Origin of the sequence: Pseudomonas sp. SIMBA_067 (assembly GCF_046534675.1) — a bacterium.
Taxonomy (GTDB): domain Bacteria; phylum Pseudomonadota; class Gammaproteobacteria; order Pseudomonadales; family Pseudomonadaceae; genus Aquipseudomonas; species Aquipseudomonas putida.
This window is the reverse complement of sequence record NZ_JAWRYH010000008.1, coordinates 178,428-192,373: the sequence shown is the minus strand read 5'-3', so window position 1 is coordinate 192,373 and position 13,946 is coordinate 178,428. Positions and strand designations below refer to the sequence as shown.

General features: G+C 62.4%; 13 protein-coding genes and 1 tRNA gene. 4 read left to right on the top strand and 10 right to left on the bottom strand.

What is annotated here, in order from left to right; genetic code table 11:
• Window positions 1-151: 151 nt before the first annotated feature.
• The 5 genes from SB765_RS18745 to SB765_RS18725 form a co-directional block, all read right to left on the bottom strand.
• Window positions 152-1,357 carry a methyltransferase gene (locus SB765_RS18745; protein WP_410931730.1) on the bottom strand — a complete coding sequence of 402 codons (1,206 nt, stop codon included), beginning with the start codon at window positions 1,355-1,357 and terminating at the stop codon, window positions 152-154.
• Between the two features lie 65 nt (window positions 1,358-1,422).
• The gene (locus tag SB765_RS18740) at window positions 1,423-2,112 is read right to left on the bottom strand and encodes an ABC transporter permease (protein ID WP_016484493.1); all 690 of its coding nucleotides are present in this window, start codon (window positions 2,110-2,112) and stop codon (window positions 1,423-1,425) included.
• The gene (locus SB765_RS18735; protein WP_016497593.1) at window positions 2,112-2,804 is read right to left on the bottom strand and encodes an ABC transporter permease; all 693 of its coding nucleotides are present in this window, start codon (window positions 2,802-2,804) and stop codon (window positions 2,112-2,114) included. Before SB765_RS18735 ends, SB765_RS18740 begins: the two co-directional genes overlap by 1 nt.
• A gap of 54 nt (window positions 2,805-2,858) precedes the next feature.
• Entirely contained in the window at window positions 2,859-3,611 is a 753-nt protein-coding gene (locus tag SB765_RS18730) for an ABC transporter substrate-binding protein (RefSeq protein WP_003255747.1), read from the bottom strand.
• Between the two features lie 11 nt (window positions 3,612-3,622).
• Window positions 3,623-4,396, bottom strand: coding sequence for an ABC transporter ATP-binding protein (locus SB765_RS18725; RefSeq protein ID WP_016484496.1), 774 nt, complete (start codon window positions 4,394-4,396; stop codon window positions 3,623-3,625).
• Window positions 4,397-5,037: 641 nt separating this feature from the next.
• On the opposite strand from SB765_RS18725, the gene gabP reads away from it, so the two are divergent.
• Complete coding sequence (gene gabP / locus SB765_RS18720) at window positions 5,038-6,423, top strand: GABA permease (protein WP_258654705.1); 1,386 nt, start codon at window positions 5,038-5,040, stop codon at window positions 6,421-6,423.
• A 181-nt stretch (window positions 6,424-6,604) separates the two neighbouring features.
• Here the strand turns inward: gabP and SB765_RS18715 are convergent, their stop codons facing one another.
• Window positions 6,605-7,048 carry a hypothetical protein gene (locus SB765_RS18715; RefSeq protein WP_236197905.1) on the bottom strand — a complete coding sequence of 148 codons (444 nt, stop codon included), beginning with the start codon at window positions 7,046-7,048 and terminating at the stop codon, window positions 6,605-6,607.
• A gap of 286 nt (window positions 7,049-7,334) precedes the next feature.
• Between SB765_RS18715 and SB765_RS18710 the strand changes: the two genes are divergently transcribed.
• Together SB765_RS18710 and SB765_RS18705 are read left to right on the top strand one after the other, a co-directional pair.
• Window positions 7,335-7,625, top strand: a complete 291-nt coding sequence (locus SB765_RS18710; protein ID WP_341798850.1) for a type II toxin-antitoxin system RelE/ParE family toxin — start codon at window positions 7,335-7,337, stop codon at window positions 7,623-7,625.
• 9 nt (window positions 7,626-7,634) lie between these two features.
• On the top strand, window positions 7,635-7,937 hold the full coding sequence (locus SB765_RS18705; protein ID WP_341797328.1) for an addiction module antidote protein: 303 nt from the start codon (window positions 7,635-7,637) through the stop codon (window positions 7,935-7,937).
• A 134-nt stretch (window positions 7,938-8,071) separates the two neighbouring features.
• Here the strand turns inward: SB765_RS18705 and SB765_RS18700 are convergent.
• From SB765_RS18700 to SB765_RS18685, 4 genes are all read right to left on the bottom strand, one after another.
• A tRNA-Phe gene (locus tag SB765_RS18700) sits at window positions 8,072-8,147 on the bottom strand.
• A gap of 90 nt (window positions 8,148-8,237) precedes the next feature.
• Window positions 8,238-8,510 (bottom strand): oxidative damage protection protein, encoded by a 273-nt coding sequence (locus SB765_RS18695; protein WP_086976938.1) that lies wholly within the window; start codon window positions 8,508-8,510, stop codon window positions 8,238-8,240.
• Entirely contained in the window at window positions 8,507-9,574 is a 1,068-nt protein-coding gene (mutY, locus tag SB765_RS18690) for an A/G-specific adenine glycosylase (RefSeq protein WP_410931729.1), read from the bottom strand. The genes SB765_RS18695 and mutY overlap by 4 nt, the downstream gene beginning before the upstream one ends.
• The gene (locus tag SB765_RS18685; protein ID WP_410931728.1) at window positions 9,571-11,829 is read right to left on the bottom strand and encodes an AsmA family protein; all 2,259 of its coding nucleotides are present in this window, start codon (window positions 11,827-11,829) and stop codon (window positions 9,571-9,573) included. Before SB765_RS18685 ends, mutY begins: the two co-directional genes overlap by 4 nt.
• Before the next feature lie 286 nt (window positions 11,830-12,115).
• On the opposite strand from SB765_RS18685, the gene SB765_RS18680 reads away from it, so the two are divergent.
• Window positions 12,116-13,777 (top strand): OFA family MFS transporter, encoded by a 1,662-nt coding sequence (locus SB765_RS18680; RefSeq protein WP_410931727.1) that lies wholly within the window; start codon window positions 12,116-12,118, stop codon window positions 13,775-13,777.
• Window positions 13,778-13,946 lie beyond the last annotated feature (169 nt).

The following is a 13,946-nucleotide window of genomic DNA, read 5'->3' as shown; positions in this document are numbered from 1 at the left end:
CCGGATCGCTACGCCGCTGGTCTTTGCGCAAACGCCTGTTTTTACTGGCCTTGAGCTGCAACCCGGAATAAGCCAAACGCTTGAAATAGCGCTTGGATCCAACAGGTAATCAAAAGCTTGTTCACAGACTTATCCACAGGGTGTGCTGCGGCTAACGGTCGCGATCCGCGAGGATGAGCAGGTTGCGTGGGGTCAGTGGATAGTCGCAAAACAGGCCCAGGCGAACGGCGTAGCCTTGTTCTTCGAGGAACAGGGCGCGATCGAGTACCAACCACAACTCCAGCGGCCGGCGGAACAGGTTGCGTACGCGCTCCAGGTTGCGTACCTCGGCCAGGCGCTGCCAGCCGGCGACCTCGAGGGCGGCCCAGTCCGGGTTGCCGGTCAAGGGCAGCTGTTTGAGGTCGGCCAGGTCGCGGCAGTATTGCTCGAAGGGCTTTTCCAGCCAGGCTACCGGCAGCGACGGCGTTGGCAGGTATTCGCTGCTTTGGCGCTGCTGGCGTTGCAGCAGGTCAAAGCCCAGGCGCCGGGCCATCGAGGTGTCGCGCTGGCGCCGCACGCGGGCGCCGGCGGTGACGGTTTCGCTCAGGGGCAGGCCCAGGTCGTCCAGCGACAGCTGCAGCCTCGATGCCTGCGCGGCTGTGGATAACGCTTGGTACTGCGGCGCCGCGATGCGGTTGTAGCAGCAGGGGGCTACGGCGAGTTGCCGGCAACCTTGCTGGCTGGCCAGCTGCATCAGGCGTACATGCAGGTCGCCACAGGCGTGCAGGGCGACCACGCTTTTGTCGCTAGCCAGGTGGCGGGCGCTGCCGCTGGCCATCACATCCTGGTGTACGTGCTGTGCTGGCAAGTGATGGTGGGCGCTCAGGGCCTGGCCGGCGGCGACTAGTTCGGCGTCGTATTCCAGGCAGGTCAACTGCTGGCCGGGTTGTAGCAGGCGACGGCCGAGGTGGCCTTTGCCGGAGCACCAGTCCAGCCAGTGGTGTGGCGGGTCGCGGAAGGCCAGGTGGCTGGCGAAGGCTTCGATCTGCTGCCATTTGCGGCCGGGGACGGCGACGTCCAGGCGGTGAGCGGCAGGTGGCAAGTCGGTTTGAGGGAGGCTGCCGAGGGCGGCGAGCTTTTGGGCTTGTTCGGCCAGTTGCGGGAAGGGCGCGGGCAAGCGGTCAGCGGCGCTGTCGGCTTCGGCGTCTGCCAGGGAACATTGGCGCAGGTGGGCGGCAAGCTCTGGGTGGGTGGTTTCCCAGGCCAGTTGCAGGGTGGTGAAGGGGCGGGGTTTCCACAGCTGTTGGTGCTCGATCAGGAACTGGTCGAGGGCCTGGAAGCGGGTGCTTAGGTGGTGGCTGTGGAGGTGGTTGGACATGGGTAGATGTGTGTTGGTTTTTAGGGCCTCTTCGCGGGCATGCCCGCGAAGAAGGCCAGGAGATGTCAGCGCCCTTGGCAGGCATCCACGCGCAGCCAGCGCTCCAGCAGCTTGAAGCCTTGTACCAGCAGGAACGAGATCACCAGGTAGAACACGCCTGCGGCAAAGAAGATTTCCACCGGCAGGTAGGTGCGGGCGATGATGGTACGGGCCATGCCGGTCAGTTCCAGCAGGGTCACAGTACTGGCCAGCGCACTGGCCTTGAGCATCAGGATCACTTCGTTGCTGTACGCCGGCAGGCCGATGCGCGCAGCACGGGGCAGCATGATGTAGAACAGCGCCTTGCCCCGTGACATGCCCAGCGCCCGCGCCGCTTCAATCTCACCTTTGGGGATCGACTGCAGGGCGCCGCGCAGGATCTCGGCAATGTACGCGGCGGTGTGCAGGGTCATGGTCAGCACCGTGCACCAGAACGGATCGCGCAGGTACGGCCACAGCGAGCTGGAACGCACCGCATCGAACTGCGCCAGGCCGTAGTAGACCAGAAACAGCTGCACCAGCAGCGGCGTGCCGCGGAAGAAGAAGATGTAGCTGAACGGCACGGCGCGCACGTACCAGCGGCGCGAGGAGCGGGCGATGCCCAGCGGGATGGCCAGGATCAAACCGGCAACCACGGCAATGGCTACCAGCTCCAGGGTCAGGACCGCACCCTCGGCCAGGCGCGGCAGCCATTTGAAGATGACTTCCCAATTCATTATTCAGCCCTCGCAAAGCCGCGAGCGGCGCGTTTTTCCATGAAGTACATGCCGGTCATGGCAATGACGGTCAGGCCCAGGTAGATGCAGGCCGCGACCATGTAGAAGGTGAACGGCTCCTTGGTCACGGTCACGCCAATTTGCGAGTGACGCATGATTTCTTCCAGACCGATCACCGACACCAGGGCGGTGTCCTTCATCAGGATCATGAACAGGTTGCCAAGGCCGGGCAGGGCGATGCGCCACATCTGCGGCAGGATGATCCGCGAAAGGATGCGGCCCTTGGACAGGCCCAGCGCCAGGCCAGCTTCACGGTGGCCCTTGGGGATCGCCAGAATGGCGCCACGGAACACTTCGGTGGCGTAGGCGCCAAAGCACAGGCCCAGGGCGATTACACCCGCCGCGAAGGCGCTAAGCTCCAGGCCCGGCATGTTCAGGGCTTCGCCGAGGCTGTTCATCAGCCCGACGGTGCCGAAATAGATAAGCAGCACCCACAGCAGTTCCGGCACGCCGCGAACCAGGGTGGAGTAGAAGCCGCCAAGCCATTGCAGCGGCTTGAGCGGGGAGGTCTTGGCCAGGGCGCCGAGCAGGCCCAGCACCAGCCCCAGCAGCAAGGCGCAAAGCGCCAGTTTTACGGTCATCAGGGTGCCGGCCATCATGGCCGGACCGAATCCGTGCAGGTCGATATTCATGGGCAGGTCATTTTAGGGACTGGCGCGCCACGTGGGCGCGCCGGTCAGGGCGGGTCATTCGATGCTGAACGGGAAGTACTTGTCGTTGATTTTCTTGTACGTGCCGTCGGCCTTGATTTCGGCCAGGGCTTTGTTCAGGTCGTCGCGCAGCTTGGTGTCACCTTTGCGCACGGCAATGCCGATCTTGTCGCTGTCCATCACCGGCTCGCCCTTGAACTCGAAGTTCGAGCCGTCTTTGCTCTTCAGCCACTCGTACTGCACGTACTTGTCGGCCAGGATGCCGTCGATGCGACCGGACACCAGGTCCAGGTAGGCGTTTTCCTGGGTGTCGTACAGCTTGACGTCGACGCCCTTGAAGTTGTCTTCAAGGTAGGTGCCGGCCAGGGTTGCACGCTGGGTGCCGATGACCTTGCCCTTCAGCGACTCTTTGTCAGTCTTGAAGTCGACGTTTTTCGGTGCGATGAACTGCAGCTTGTTGGAGTAGTACGGCTCGGTGAAGTCCACGGCCTGCTTGCGCTCGTCGGTGATCGACAGCGAAGACACCAGGAAGTCGAACTTCTTGGCGTTCAGGGCCGGGATGATGCCGTCCCAGTCGGAGGTGACGACCGAGCATTCGACTTTCATCTTGGCGCACAGGGCGTCGCCGATGTCTTTGTCGAAACCAACCACGTTACCGCTGGCATCCTTGTTGTTGAACGGTGGGTAGGCGGCTTCGATACCCATGCGCAGTTTTTCTGCGGCCATGGCGTTTGCCGACATCACCAGCGTGGCAGCAGCTGCCAGGAGGAACTTCTTGTAAGTGTGCATGTATTGCTCCGTTAGCGGTGGCTTGACATGAATTGCTTGCAACGCGCCGAGTTCGGGTTCTCGAAGACCTGCTGCGGCGATCCCTGCTCTTCGACCAGGCCCTGGTGCAGGAAGACGACTTCACTGGACACATGGCGGGCAAAGCTCATCTCGTGCGTTACCAACAGCATGGTACGGCCTTCTTCGGCCAATGCGCGGATAACGTTTAGCACTTCCTGGACCATTTCCGGATCGAGGGCCGAAGTGGGCTCGTCGAACAGGATGACTTTAGGCTTCATGGCCAGGGTACGGGCAATGGCGGCACGCTGTTGCTGGCCACCGGAAAGCTGGGCGGGGTAGCTGTGGCGCTTGTCGTAGATGCCAACCTTGTTCAGCAGCGCTTCGGCGGCTTCGATGGCCTCGGCCTTGCTCTGGCCGAGCACGCGGCGTGGCGCCTCGATGATGTTGTCGAGGATCGACATGTGCGGCCACAGGTTGAAGTTCTGGAAGACAAAGCCGATTTCGCTGCGCAGGCGGTTGATCTGGCGGTTGTCGGCGGCGACCAGGTCGCCGTTTTTGGCAGCCTTGAGCTTGAGGGCTTCGCCGGCCACCAGGATTTCGCCCTGGTGCGGGTTCTCGAGCAGGTTGATGCAACGCAGCAGGGTGGACTTGCCGGAGCCGGACGACCCCAGGATGGAGATCACGTCACCGTCGCGTGCGGTCAGCGAAATGCCCTTGAGAATTTCCTGCTCGCCGTAGCGTTTGTGCAGATTGCGGATTTCCAGCGCGGGCGTGGCCTGAGCCATGTGCGGTCCTCATGTGTTCGGGTGCGTTCCCAGCTATTGGCTGCCTTCCTGGCGTGCGCCAAGCTAGCATAGCGGCATTATGGCGGCCAACAGGGTTGCCAGGGACTCGGGGCACTGGTGGGGCAGTTTGTCGCATCGCTGCAGCGCAACGTCGCGCAGATGTCCGCGAAGGTGTCGCCCAGCACCAGAGCCTTGATGAAAAAAGGCGCGATGGTGCCAGCTTTAGCCTGCTCATGGAAGCGGTTTTGGCCCATTCGAGGGGTAAACCCGACCTTTAGGTCAGGCCACTCCAGTGTGAGCGGGGCTACCCGCGAATACGCAGGCAGGCTGAACGGTTGTACCTCAAGGTTGCACTTTTTGGCATTGCGTTGGTGCACAGGTGTTACCGGGGAGCACCTTTGGTGCGTTTGTAAGTGGGTATTTCAGTAATCCGACGATTTGGCGTCCTTTCGGTCAAGGTCTGGCCGAAAGCCCTCCAAACCGCGTCCTAAAAGGCCCGCAGAATTTTCTGACGAATGCATTCAGCAGGTGGCGCGCTTATTGCCAGTAGGAAACCGCCGATTGCAGCGACGCCTAGGTCAACCCCTGGCGCGCTCCGTTTCCGCAGTCGGAGTGGTCCACTCCTTACAAAGGTAGTTTCAATGAGCGGTAACAATTCCAATGACCTCGCTCAGGGGCTCAAACAACGGCATGTGACCATGCTGTCCATCGCTGGCGTCATCGGTGCCGGCCTGTTCGTAGGCTCCGGCCACGCCATCGCAGCTGCCGGCCCGGCCGTGCTGCTGGCTTACGCCGCCGCCGGTACGCTGGTCGTGCTGGTCATGCGCATGCTGGGTGAAATGGCGGTCGCCTCGCCAGACACCGGTTCGTTCTCAACCTATGCCGACCGCGCCATCGGGCGTTGGGCCGGTTTTACCATTGGCTGGCTGTACTGGTGGTTCTGGGTGCTGGTGATACCGCTGGAGGCCAACGCCGCCGCGGCCATTCTGCATGCCTGGTTCCCTGCAGTTGACCTGTGGGCCTTCTCCCTCATCATTACCCTGGCGCTTACCCTGACCAACCTGTGCAGCGTGAAGAACTACGGTGAGTTCGAGTTCTGGTTCGCCCTGCTCAAGGTGCTGGCGATCATCGGCTTCATCGCCGTGGGCTGTGCGGCCTTGTTCGGCTTTGTGCCGAGCAGCCAGGTGAGCGGTGCCAGCCACCTGTTCGACACCCAAGGCTTCATGCCTAACGGCCTGGGCGCAGTGCTGGCAGCCATGCTGACCACCATGTTCTCGTTCATGGGTACCGAAATTGTCACCATCGCCGCTGCCGAGTCGAAGGACCCGGGCAAGCAGATCAGCCGCGCCACCAACTCGGTCATCTGGCGTATCTGCCTGTTCTACCTGGTGTCGATCTTCCTGGTCGTTGCCCTGGTGCCGTGGAACGACCCTGCCCTGGCCGAAACCGGTTCCTACCAGACCGTGCTGAGCCGTATCGGCGTGCCGAATGCCAAGCTGATTGTCGACATCGTCGTGCTGATTGCCGTGACCAGCTGCCTGAACTCGGCGCTGTACACCTCTTCGCGCATGCTGTTCTCGCTTAGCAAGCGTGGCGACGCCCCAGCCATCGCCCAGCGCACCACCAAGGCGGCGACCCCGTACGTGGCGGTATTGCTGTCCACTGCAGCGGCATTCCTCTGCGTGTTCGCCAACTTCGTGGCCCCGGCCCAGGTGTTCGAATTCCTGCTGGCCAGTTCTGGTGCCATTGCGCTGCTGGTGTACCTGGTGATTGCCATTTCGCAGCTGCGCATGCGTGCCAAGCGTGAAGCCAGTGGCGAGAAGATTGCCTTCAAGATGTGGCTGTTCCCGGGCCTGACCTGGGCGACCATTGCCTTTATCGTTGCCATTCTTGTGGTAATGGCGCTGCGTGAGGATCACCGTGCGGAGATCATCGCGACTGCGTTGCTGAGCATTGGTGTGGTAGCGGCTGGCTTGCTGGTGCACCGCAAGCGCGAAGCTGCCGGGCGGGTGGCGCTGGATAACTGATCCGCGCTGGCTGAAATGAAAAGGCCGCGCCCTGTGAAGGGTGCGGCCTTTTTTTGTTGCCTGTACCGGCCCTATCGCCGGCAAGCCGGCTCCTACAGGAATCTTGCTGCACTCAGGCCTGTCATGAACCTGTGGGAGCTGGCTTGCCGGCGATAGGGGCCTTGCAGGTTAAATGGCCCTGTCAGCCAAACTGCTTCTGCTGTTGCTGCTGCTTGGCCACCAGTTCGGATGCGGTGATGTAGGCATCCTGGAACTCATCGCTTTCCAGCCAGGCCATGGTGGCCTCTTCGTCAGCGCCGTCCAGCCATTTGCGGTAGGCATTGAACACCAGCACGATGTAGTCGGTAGCGTGCTCTTCCTTGTGCCCCTTGAGCACCAGGGCCAGCAGCGGGTCCACCAGGAACACCGAGATCATCGGCACCAGGCCGCCTGCCTGGGCTTCCTTCATCTTCTCGAACATCGCGTCGTAGCTGCCCGACTCCATCGCCTTGTTGTACACCTGCTCGACGCTGGCGCTGTCGCCGGCACTGGGCTTGACCGCCTGGCCGCTGCGTACCATGCGGTTCTGCTTGGCCTTGCTGGCGGCGCGCTTGGCGCGTTTCTGTTGCTTGGTAGGGGTGGCCATGGGGTGAATCCTTGGGGTGTCTGAAAAGTGCGCGTATTGAAGCGCAGTTGCAGGGGAAACCCAAGTGTTGTGCAAAGGGGCTGAAAGGCAGCCCCGGCAATCAACTGGCTACGCCTATCGGTTCATCCTCATCGAATCCCCGCGATGCCCGACCCGCCAGCAGTGCATCGGAGCATAGGCCGCGCTGTGGTCCTGGTGGGTAATCCAGTGAATGCACGTGCTCATAAACGGTTTGAAACAGCTGCCAATTGGCTGTAGTGTTAACTGTGGTTTACATTTTCTCCCCATGCGTACATTAATTCAAACCGAAACCTACCGAAGGTGGTTCGCTGCTTTGCGGGACTCGCGTGCAAAAGCTCGCATAAACCTCCGTTTGCGTCGGGTGGAGCTTGGAGGGATGGGGGACTGTAAGCCGGTTGCTGAGGGAGTGTCCGAGCTTCGGATCGACTATGGTCCGGGCTATCGGGTGTATTTCGTTCAGCGAAGTCATGAAGTGATCATCCTCCTGGCGGGTGGCGACAAAGCTAGCCAGGCCAGGGATATCAAATCTGCTCTTACTATGGCTCGCGACCTCTAGGAGGCCACCATGACAAATATCAAACTGACCAAATGGGACGTTGTGGACCATTTGAAGACGGAAGAGGACATGGCCTTGTACCTTGAAGCCTGCCTGGAAGAGAACGATCCGGCACTGCTTGCGGCTGCGCTGGGTGATATCGCTCGTGCTCGCGGCATGGCGCAACTGGCACGTGATACCGGGCTGACGCGGGAAGGGTTGTACAAGGCGCTGTCCGCTGAAGGTAACCCGAGCCTGGCGACCATCATGAAAGTGATGGCAGCGCTTGGGGTGAGGCTGCATGCCGAGGTGTTGCCACGCTCTACCGGGTAAAGCCATGTTCGGGTTTGGCAGCAGGTGGGATAGCTGCCGTATGCACAGCACAAATCACAGGCAACAAAAAACCCGCACTAGGCGGGTTTCTTGTTGTCGCTTCGGGTAACTTTGCAACCACCAGAAGCTGAAGGTGGTGCCCAGAGACGGAGTCGAACCGCCGACACGAGGATTTTCAATCCTCTGCTCTACCGACTGAGCTATCTGGGCGACGAGGTGAATTAAATAGATTTCCGGACCGCTCGTCAACGACTTTTTGAAAAAATTTTAAATTAATTCCGTCGCTTACGATTTTTGGGGTCATTCGGCCGGTGGAACGTAGCCTTCCGCCTGGGCGTATTCTTCGCCGGCGAAAAACTTGTCCATCTCTGCCTGGAGGAATTTGCGGTCCTCGGCATTCATCATGTTCAGGCGTTTTTCGTTGATCAGCATGGTCTGGTGCTTCTGCCAGTCTGCCCAGGCTTTCTGCGAGATGTGTTCGAAGATGTCCTGGCCCTTGGCGCCGGGGTAGGGCGGGCGCTCCAGGCCTGGCAGTTCTTCGTTGTACTTGCGGCACATCACGGTGCGGGTCATCGGGCATCTCCTGCAATCAGTTCGTCGGCTGCGCGTTCAAGCAGCTTTTTGACCGGGGCGGCGAGGCCCAGGCGCGGCGGGGTGGCGAGGTTATACCAGAGCCAGTCGGCCTCGGCCACGTGCTCGCCGACCAAGTCGACGCGCACCAGCCAGGGCTCGATGGCCAGCTGGAAGTGGCTGAAGGTATGGGTCAGGCCTGCCATGGCCCGGCTGCCTGCCAGGCGCAGGCCGTGCTGATAGGCCAGGTCGTCGAGCTGTGCGAGGTCGTCCAGCTCCGGCAGGCTCCACAAACCACCCCAAAGGCCGCTGGAGGGGCGGCGATAAAGCAGGATGGCGCCTTCGTGGTTGGCCAGCAGTGGCATCAGCGTACGCCGTTGTGGCAACGCCTTGCGCGGCTTGGGCTCCGGGTAGCGGGTTTCTTCGCCGTGCAGGTGCGCTTCGCAGCCGCGCTGCAACGGGCAGATCAGGCAACTGGGCTTGCTGCGGGTGCACAGCGTGGCACCCATGTCCATCATGGCCTGGGTGTAATGGTTGGCGCGCTGCAGCGGGGTAAAACGCTCGGCCGTGGCCCAGAGCTGGTTGGCCACCTTGGGCTCGCCAGGGTAGCCGGCCTGGGCGGTGAAGCGGGCCAGCACGCGCTTGACGTTACCGTCCAGGATCGGCGCGCGAATGCCCATGCTGATGCTGGCGATGGCGCCGGCGGTGGAGCGGCCGATGCCGGGCAGCTCGGTGAGCTGCTCGACACTGCGCGGGAATTCGCCGCCATGTCGCTCGACGACGATCTTTGCCGCCTTTTGCAGGTTACGTGCGCGGGTGTAATAGCCCAGCCCCGTCCACAGGTGCAGCACTTCGTCCTCCGGCGCCTCGGCCAGGGCCTGCACGGTTGGCAGGGCCTGCATGAACCGGTCGAAGTAGTTGAGCACGGTGCTGACCTGGGTCTGCTGCAACATGATTTCCGACACCCACACCCGGTACGGGGTGATGCCCTGTTGCCAGGGCAGGTCGTGCCGGCCGTGCTCGTCGTACCAGTCCAGCACAGCGCTGGAGAACTGCTCGGGGCTCATCGTTTGAACAGCCCCTTGAGTGCGTCTTTTACTTCCGGGCTCACTTTGTCTCCGAGTTTCTCTTCGAGCTTTTCATCAATCTTGTCTTGCAGGCGGTTGCCGGCCAGCTTGGCGGCAACTTTGCCCATGCCGCCCTGGTCCAGGCGGCAGGCCTTGGCGCCCAGCTCCAGCGGGCCACGGCAGCGCAGCGGCACTTCAACGCCCACGTAGCGTTCGTTGACCTGGCAAGCCGGGTCCGGCATGGCGCGCTGGTCGCCTTCGACAATCACGCCGACGTTGTAGTCCATGCCCAGCACGCGCAGGTCGAGGTCGCCATGGCCGTTGACGGTCAGGCCCGGGATGCGCGCCTTGAGGTCCGGGTTGCTGGCAACGCCATTGCGCACCACCAGGCTGCCGCGCAGTTCCTGGAACGGGGTGTCCTTGCCGCGAGGTTCGCCGCTCAGGGTCTTGCGGTTGAGGGTGGCGATGGCCTGGCACAGCTGCTGTTCCAGGTTGGCATTGACCAGCACGCCATCATTGATGGTGAACTTGGCGCTGCCATTGAGGGTGTCGACCAGGGCTTTCTGGCTGTTGCCGGTGGCGGTCAGGTCGCTGGTCAGGGTCAGCAGGCCTTTGACCGGTGGTACCTGGTCCGTGCCTTCGGTCTTGATGAAGTGCTCTACCGGCACCCGCTGGATGTTGGTGTTCACACCCAGTTGCGGTACGGCAGGGCGCACGTCGACCGTGCCCTTGGCTTCGAAGGTACCGTTGTACAGCTCGCCGCGCAGGGTTTGCAGGGTCAGCAGGCCGCCTTGGCCAATGGCCTTGAGCTGGGCGTCTTCGATCGGCAGCTTGTCCACGGTCAGCGAGCCAAAGGCCAGGTCGGCTTGCAGGTCGAGGGCGCGCAGGCGGTCGACCGGCAGCAGCTTGTCGTCGCTCCAGGCCACCTGGGTCGGGGCATTGGGCAGTGGTGTGGTGCCGGCACCGGCCACGGCGCTCGCTTCTTGCTGCTTGACCTCGGCCTGGCGCGCGGCAGTGGCGCCTTTGGCCTCTTCGCTTTTGGCTGGCAGGTAGCGGTCAGCGTCGAAGGTATCGCCCTTCAGTTGCAGGCGCAGGGCCTGCTTGGCGAAGTCTTCCACGGCCACACGGCCACTGAAGGTACTGTCGTCCAGCTTCACGGCCAGGTCTTCCAGGGCCAGGCTGTTTGCTGTGCCCTGCAGACGGGTCACCAGCTCCAGCTTGGCGAAGGCTGCCGGGTCGTTGGTGGCCGGCAGCGTGCGGCCGATGCTGTCGAGGAAGGTGCGCAGGTTGAACTGGGCGATGGACAGGCCACCGCTCAGCTGTGGTGCCTTGTCCAGGTCGCGCACATTCAGCTCGCCCAGGGCGCGCAGCTGGTTGGCCGAGACTTTCAGGCCGTTCCACGAGGCGACATTGGCTGCCAGGTCGACCAGCAGCTGGCCTTGGGCGGCGAAGGTCACGGTCTTGCCGCCGGTTGGCTCACCCGAGGTTTCGCCCGACAGGCGCATGTCTTCGAAGTTGTAGCGCTTGAGCTTGCGGTCGAAACGCAGCTCGCCGGCCAGTTCGGTGCGGGCCTTGATGTTCGGCTCGCTGGCGCTGATGAAGGCACTGGCCTTGAGCGGAATGTTGGCGCCTTCGTGGACCGGCCCCGTGCTCAGCTGGATGCTCTCGGCGCTGTAGCTCTGGCCGGTCTTGGCATCGGTGTACTGCACGCGGGCGTTGTTCACGGTCAGGCTGTCGATGTCCAGCTTGACGGCCCGCTCGTTGCCGTTCGCAGGCGCCGGCTTCTGTTCGGCAGTTGCTTGGGCGGGGGCATTGGCCTGCGCATCGGCAGGGGTGCCGTTCGGCGCGGGCAGCGGCTTGCCGATGTCTTCCCAGTTGCCATGGCCTTGCTCGTCGCGGGCCAGGGTCAGGTTCAGGCCTTCGACGCGCACGTCGCTCATCTGCACTTCGCGGCGCAACAACGGCAGCACACGCACGGACAGGCCGAGCATTTGCAGGTCGGCGAACGGCTCCTTGGGTTTGGCCAAGGTGGCGATGCTTGCTTCGTGCAACTCCAGGCCCAGCCACGGGAACAGGCTCCAGCCGATGTCGCCGTTGAGGGTCAGCTCGACGTGAGCCTTGTCCCGTGCCAACTGGCGAATCTCGTCTTTGTAGTCGTTGGGATCAAAGAGGTGGGTCAGGGCGAAGCCCAGCGCCACGATGATCAGCAGCAACCCGAGAAGCCCCAGTCCCAGGATTTTGCCGAACGCTTTCATGGGCGAGTCCTTGTAGTCCGTTAGTGAATTCAGGCGACAGAGTATAACGCCGCGGTGGTTGTCCCTGCTTATTCGACTAGAGATACAGGGCTTTTCCTACGGTTGAAGCAGATGGTACGGCTTTCGGTGGGCAAATGTTTACCTGTGCTGGCCTCTTCGCGGGCACAGGAGAGAGGACCGTTTCAGCAACGCGAAAAATCACGATATCAGATTGCTTTCACGCCACTTGGCTCTGCTAATCTTGCGCCGCTTTGCGAGCACCCACCCTATAAGAAGGATCAGATCCATGACCAGTACCGTCGCGGCGGGGGCCTTGGCCAGTGCGCCAGGCTTCCTGTCGAAGGAGCGCATCATCGCCCGCCCGGGCTTCAACCGCTGGCTGGTCCCGCCAGCCGCCCTGGCCATCCACCTGTGCATCGGCATGGCCTACGGTTTTTCGGTGTTCTGGCTGCCGTTGTCGCAAGCCCTCGGTATCACTGCCCCCGTCGCCTGTGCGCCAGACATGGGCTTCATTGCCCGCCTGTTCAGCGCCGAATGCGACTGGCCGATCTCGATGCTGAGCTGGATCTACACCCTGTTCTTCGTCTTCCTCGGCTGCTCCGCGGCAGTACTGGGTGGTTGGCTGGAGCACGCCGGGCCGCGCAAGGCCGGCCTGGTGTCGGCACTGTGCTGGTGTGGCGGCATGCTGATCTCGGCCATTGGCGTAAAAACCCACCAACTGTGGCTGACGTGGCTGGGCTCCGGCGTGATCGGCGGTATCGGCCTGGGCCTGGGCTATATCTCCCCTGTGTCCACGCTGATCAAGTGGTTCCCGGACAAACGCGGCATGGCCACCGGCATGGCGATCATGGGCTTCGGTGGCGGGGCCATGGTGGGTGCACCGCTGGCCACTGCGCTGATGGGGCATTTTGGCAACGAGCACGAAGTGGGCGTATGGCAGAGCTTCGTCGCGATGGCGGCGATCTACTTCGTGTTCATGACTGCCGGCGCGCTGGCTTACCGAGTGCCGCCGACCGGCTGGAAGCCCGAAGGCTGGAGCGCCCCGGCGAAAAAAGCCGGTAACACCATGGTCACCGACCGCCATGTACATGTCAGTGTGGCGTGGAAAACCCCTCAGTTCGCGCTGATCTGGCTGGTGCTGTGCCTGAACGTGTCGGCGGGTATCGGTATTCTCGGCATGGCGTCGCCCCTGCTGCAGGAAGTGTTCGCCGGCAAATTGCTGGGCAACGAACTGACCTTCAGCCAGCTGAATGCGGCCCAGTTGGCACAGATTGCCGCGATCGCCGCCGGCTTCACCGGCCTGCTGAGCCTGTTCAATATCGGCGGGCGGTTCTTCTGGGCGTCGTTCTCCGACTACATCGGCCGCAAGAACACCTACTTTGCCTTCTTCGCCTTGGGCGTCGGCCTTTACAGCCTGGTGCCGAACATGGGGCACCTGGGTAACGTGGCGCTGTTCGTGGCCGCGTTCTGCATCATCCTGTCGATGTATGGCGGCGGTTTCGCGACCGTGCCGGCGTACCTGGCTGACCTGTTCGGCACGCAGATGGTCGGCGCCATTCATGGTCGCCTGTTGACTGCCTGGGCTGCGGCGGGCGTGCTGGGGCCGGTGTTGATCACTTACCTGCGCGAGTCTCAGCTGGCTGCGGGGGTAGAGCGCGCAGCGGCTTACGACATGACCTTGTATATCCTCGCCGGCCTGCTGGTGCTGGGCTTTATCTGCAACATGCTGGTGCGCCCTGTGGCCGACAAGCACTTCATGAGCGATGCCGAACTGGCGGCCGAGCGCGCGCTGAGCCATGACAAGGGTGCCGATGGGGCGCGGTCGCTGGAGTGGAAGGCGGCGCCGGGGAGCCTGCCGTTGGTGCTGCTGGCCTGGGCGGTGGTGGTCGTGCCGCTGGCCTGGGGGGTGTGGGTTACCTTGCAGAAGACTGCGGTGCTGTTTCATTGATGTAATCCTGGGCAGGCCCATGGGGCGCTTTGCGCCCCATTCGCGGCACAAGGCCGCTCCTACAGGTGAGCGGCTGCCCCAATTACCGGGTTGTATAGACCTGTAGCGGCATCCAGCCCCCGTAATTGCTTGGTTTGCCATATGTCATCCGCGTTTCAAGCTGGCGCGT

What these genes read in the sequence shown, in the direction of transcription:
- SB765_RS18745 (WP_410931730.1), bottom strand. Translation starts at nt 1,357, where the DNA reads ATGTCCAACCACCTCCACAGCCACCACCTAAGCACCCGCTTCCAGGCC.
- SB765_RS18740 (WP_016484493.1), bottom strand. Translation starts at nt 2,112, where the DNA reads ATGAATTGGGAAGTCATCTTCAAATGGCTGCCGCGCCTGGCCGAGGGT.
- SB765_RS18735 (WP_016497593.1), bottom strand. Translation starts at nt 2,804, where the DNA reads ATGAATATCGACCTGCACGGATTCGGTCCGGCCATGATGGCCGGCACC.
- SB765_RS18730 (WP_003255747.1), bottom strand. Translation starts at nt 3,611, where the DNA reads ATGCACACTTACAAGAAGTTCCTCCTGGCAGCTGCTGCCACGCTGGTG.
- SB765_RS18725 (WP_016484496.1), bottom strand. Translation starts at nt 4,396, where the DNA reads ATGGCTCAGGCCACGCCCGCGCTGGAAATCCGCAATCTGCACAAACGC.
- gabP (WP_258654705.1), top strand. Translation starts at nt 5,038, where the DNA reads ATGAGCGGTAACAATTCCAATGACCTCGCTCAGGGGCTCAAACAACGG.
- SB765_RS18715 (WP_236197905.1), bottom strand. Translation starts at nt 7,048, where the DNA reads ATGGCCACCCCTACCAAGCAACAGAAACGCGCCAAGCGCGCCGCCAGC.
- SB765_RS18710 (WP_341798850.1), top strand. Translation starts at nt 7,335, where the DNA reads ATGCGTACATTAATTCAAACCGAAACCTACCGAAGGTGGTTCGCTGCT.
- SB765_RS18705 (WP_341797328.1), top strand. Translation starts at nt 7,635, where the DNA reads ATGACAAATATCAAACTGACCAAATGGGACGTTGTGGACCATTTGAAG.
- SB765_RS18695 (WP_086976938.1), bottom strand. Translation starts at nt 8,510, where the DNA reads ATGACCCGCACCGTGATGTGCCGCAAGTACAACGAAGAACTGCCAGGC.
- mutY (WP_410931729.1), bottom strand. Translation starts at nt 9,574, where the DNA reads ATGAGCCCCGAGCAGTTCTCCAGCGCTGTGCTGGACTGGTACGACGAG.
- SB765_RS18685 (WP_410931728.1), bottom strand. Translation starts at nt 11,829, where the DNA reads ATGAAAGCGTTCGGCAAAATCCTGGGACTGGGGCTTCTCGGGTTGCTG.
- SB765_RS18680 (WP_410931727.1), top strand. Translation starts at nt 12,116, where the DNA reads ATGACCAGTACCGTCGCGGCGGGGGCCTTGGCCAGTGCGCCAGGCTTC.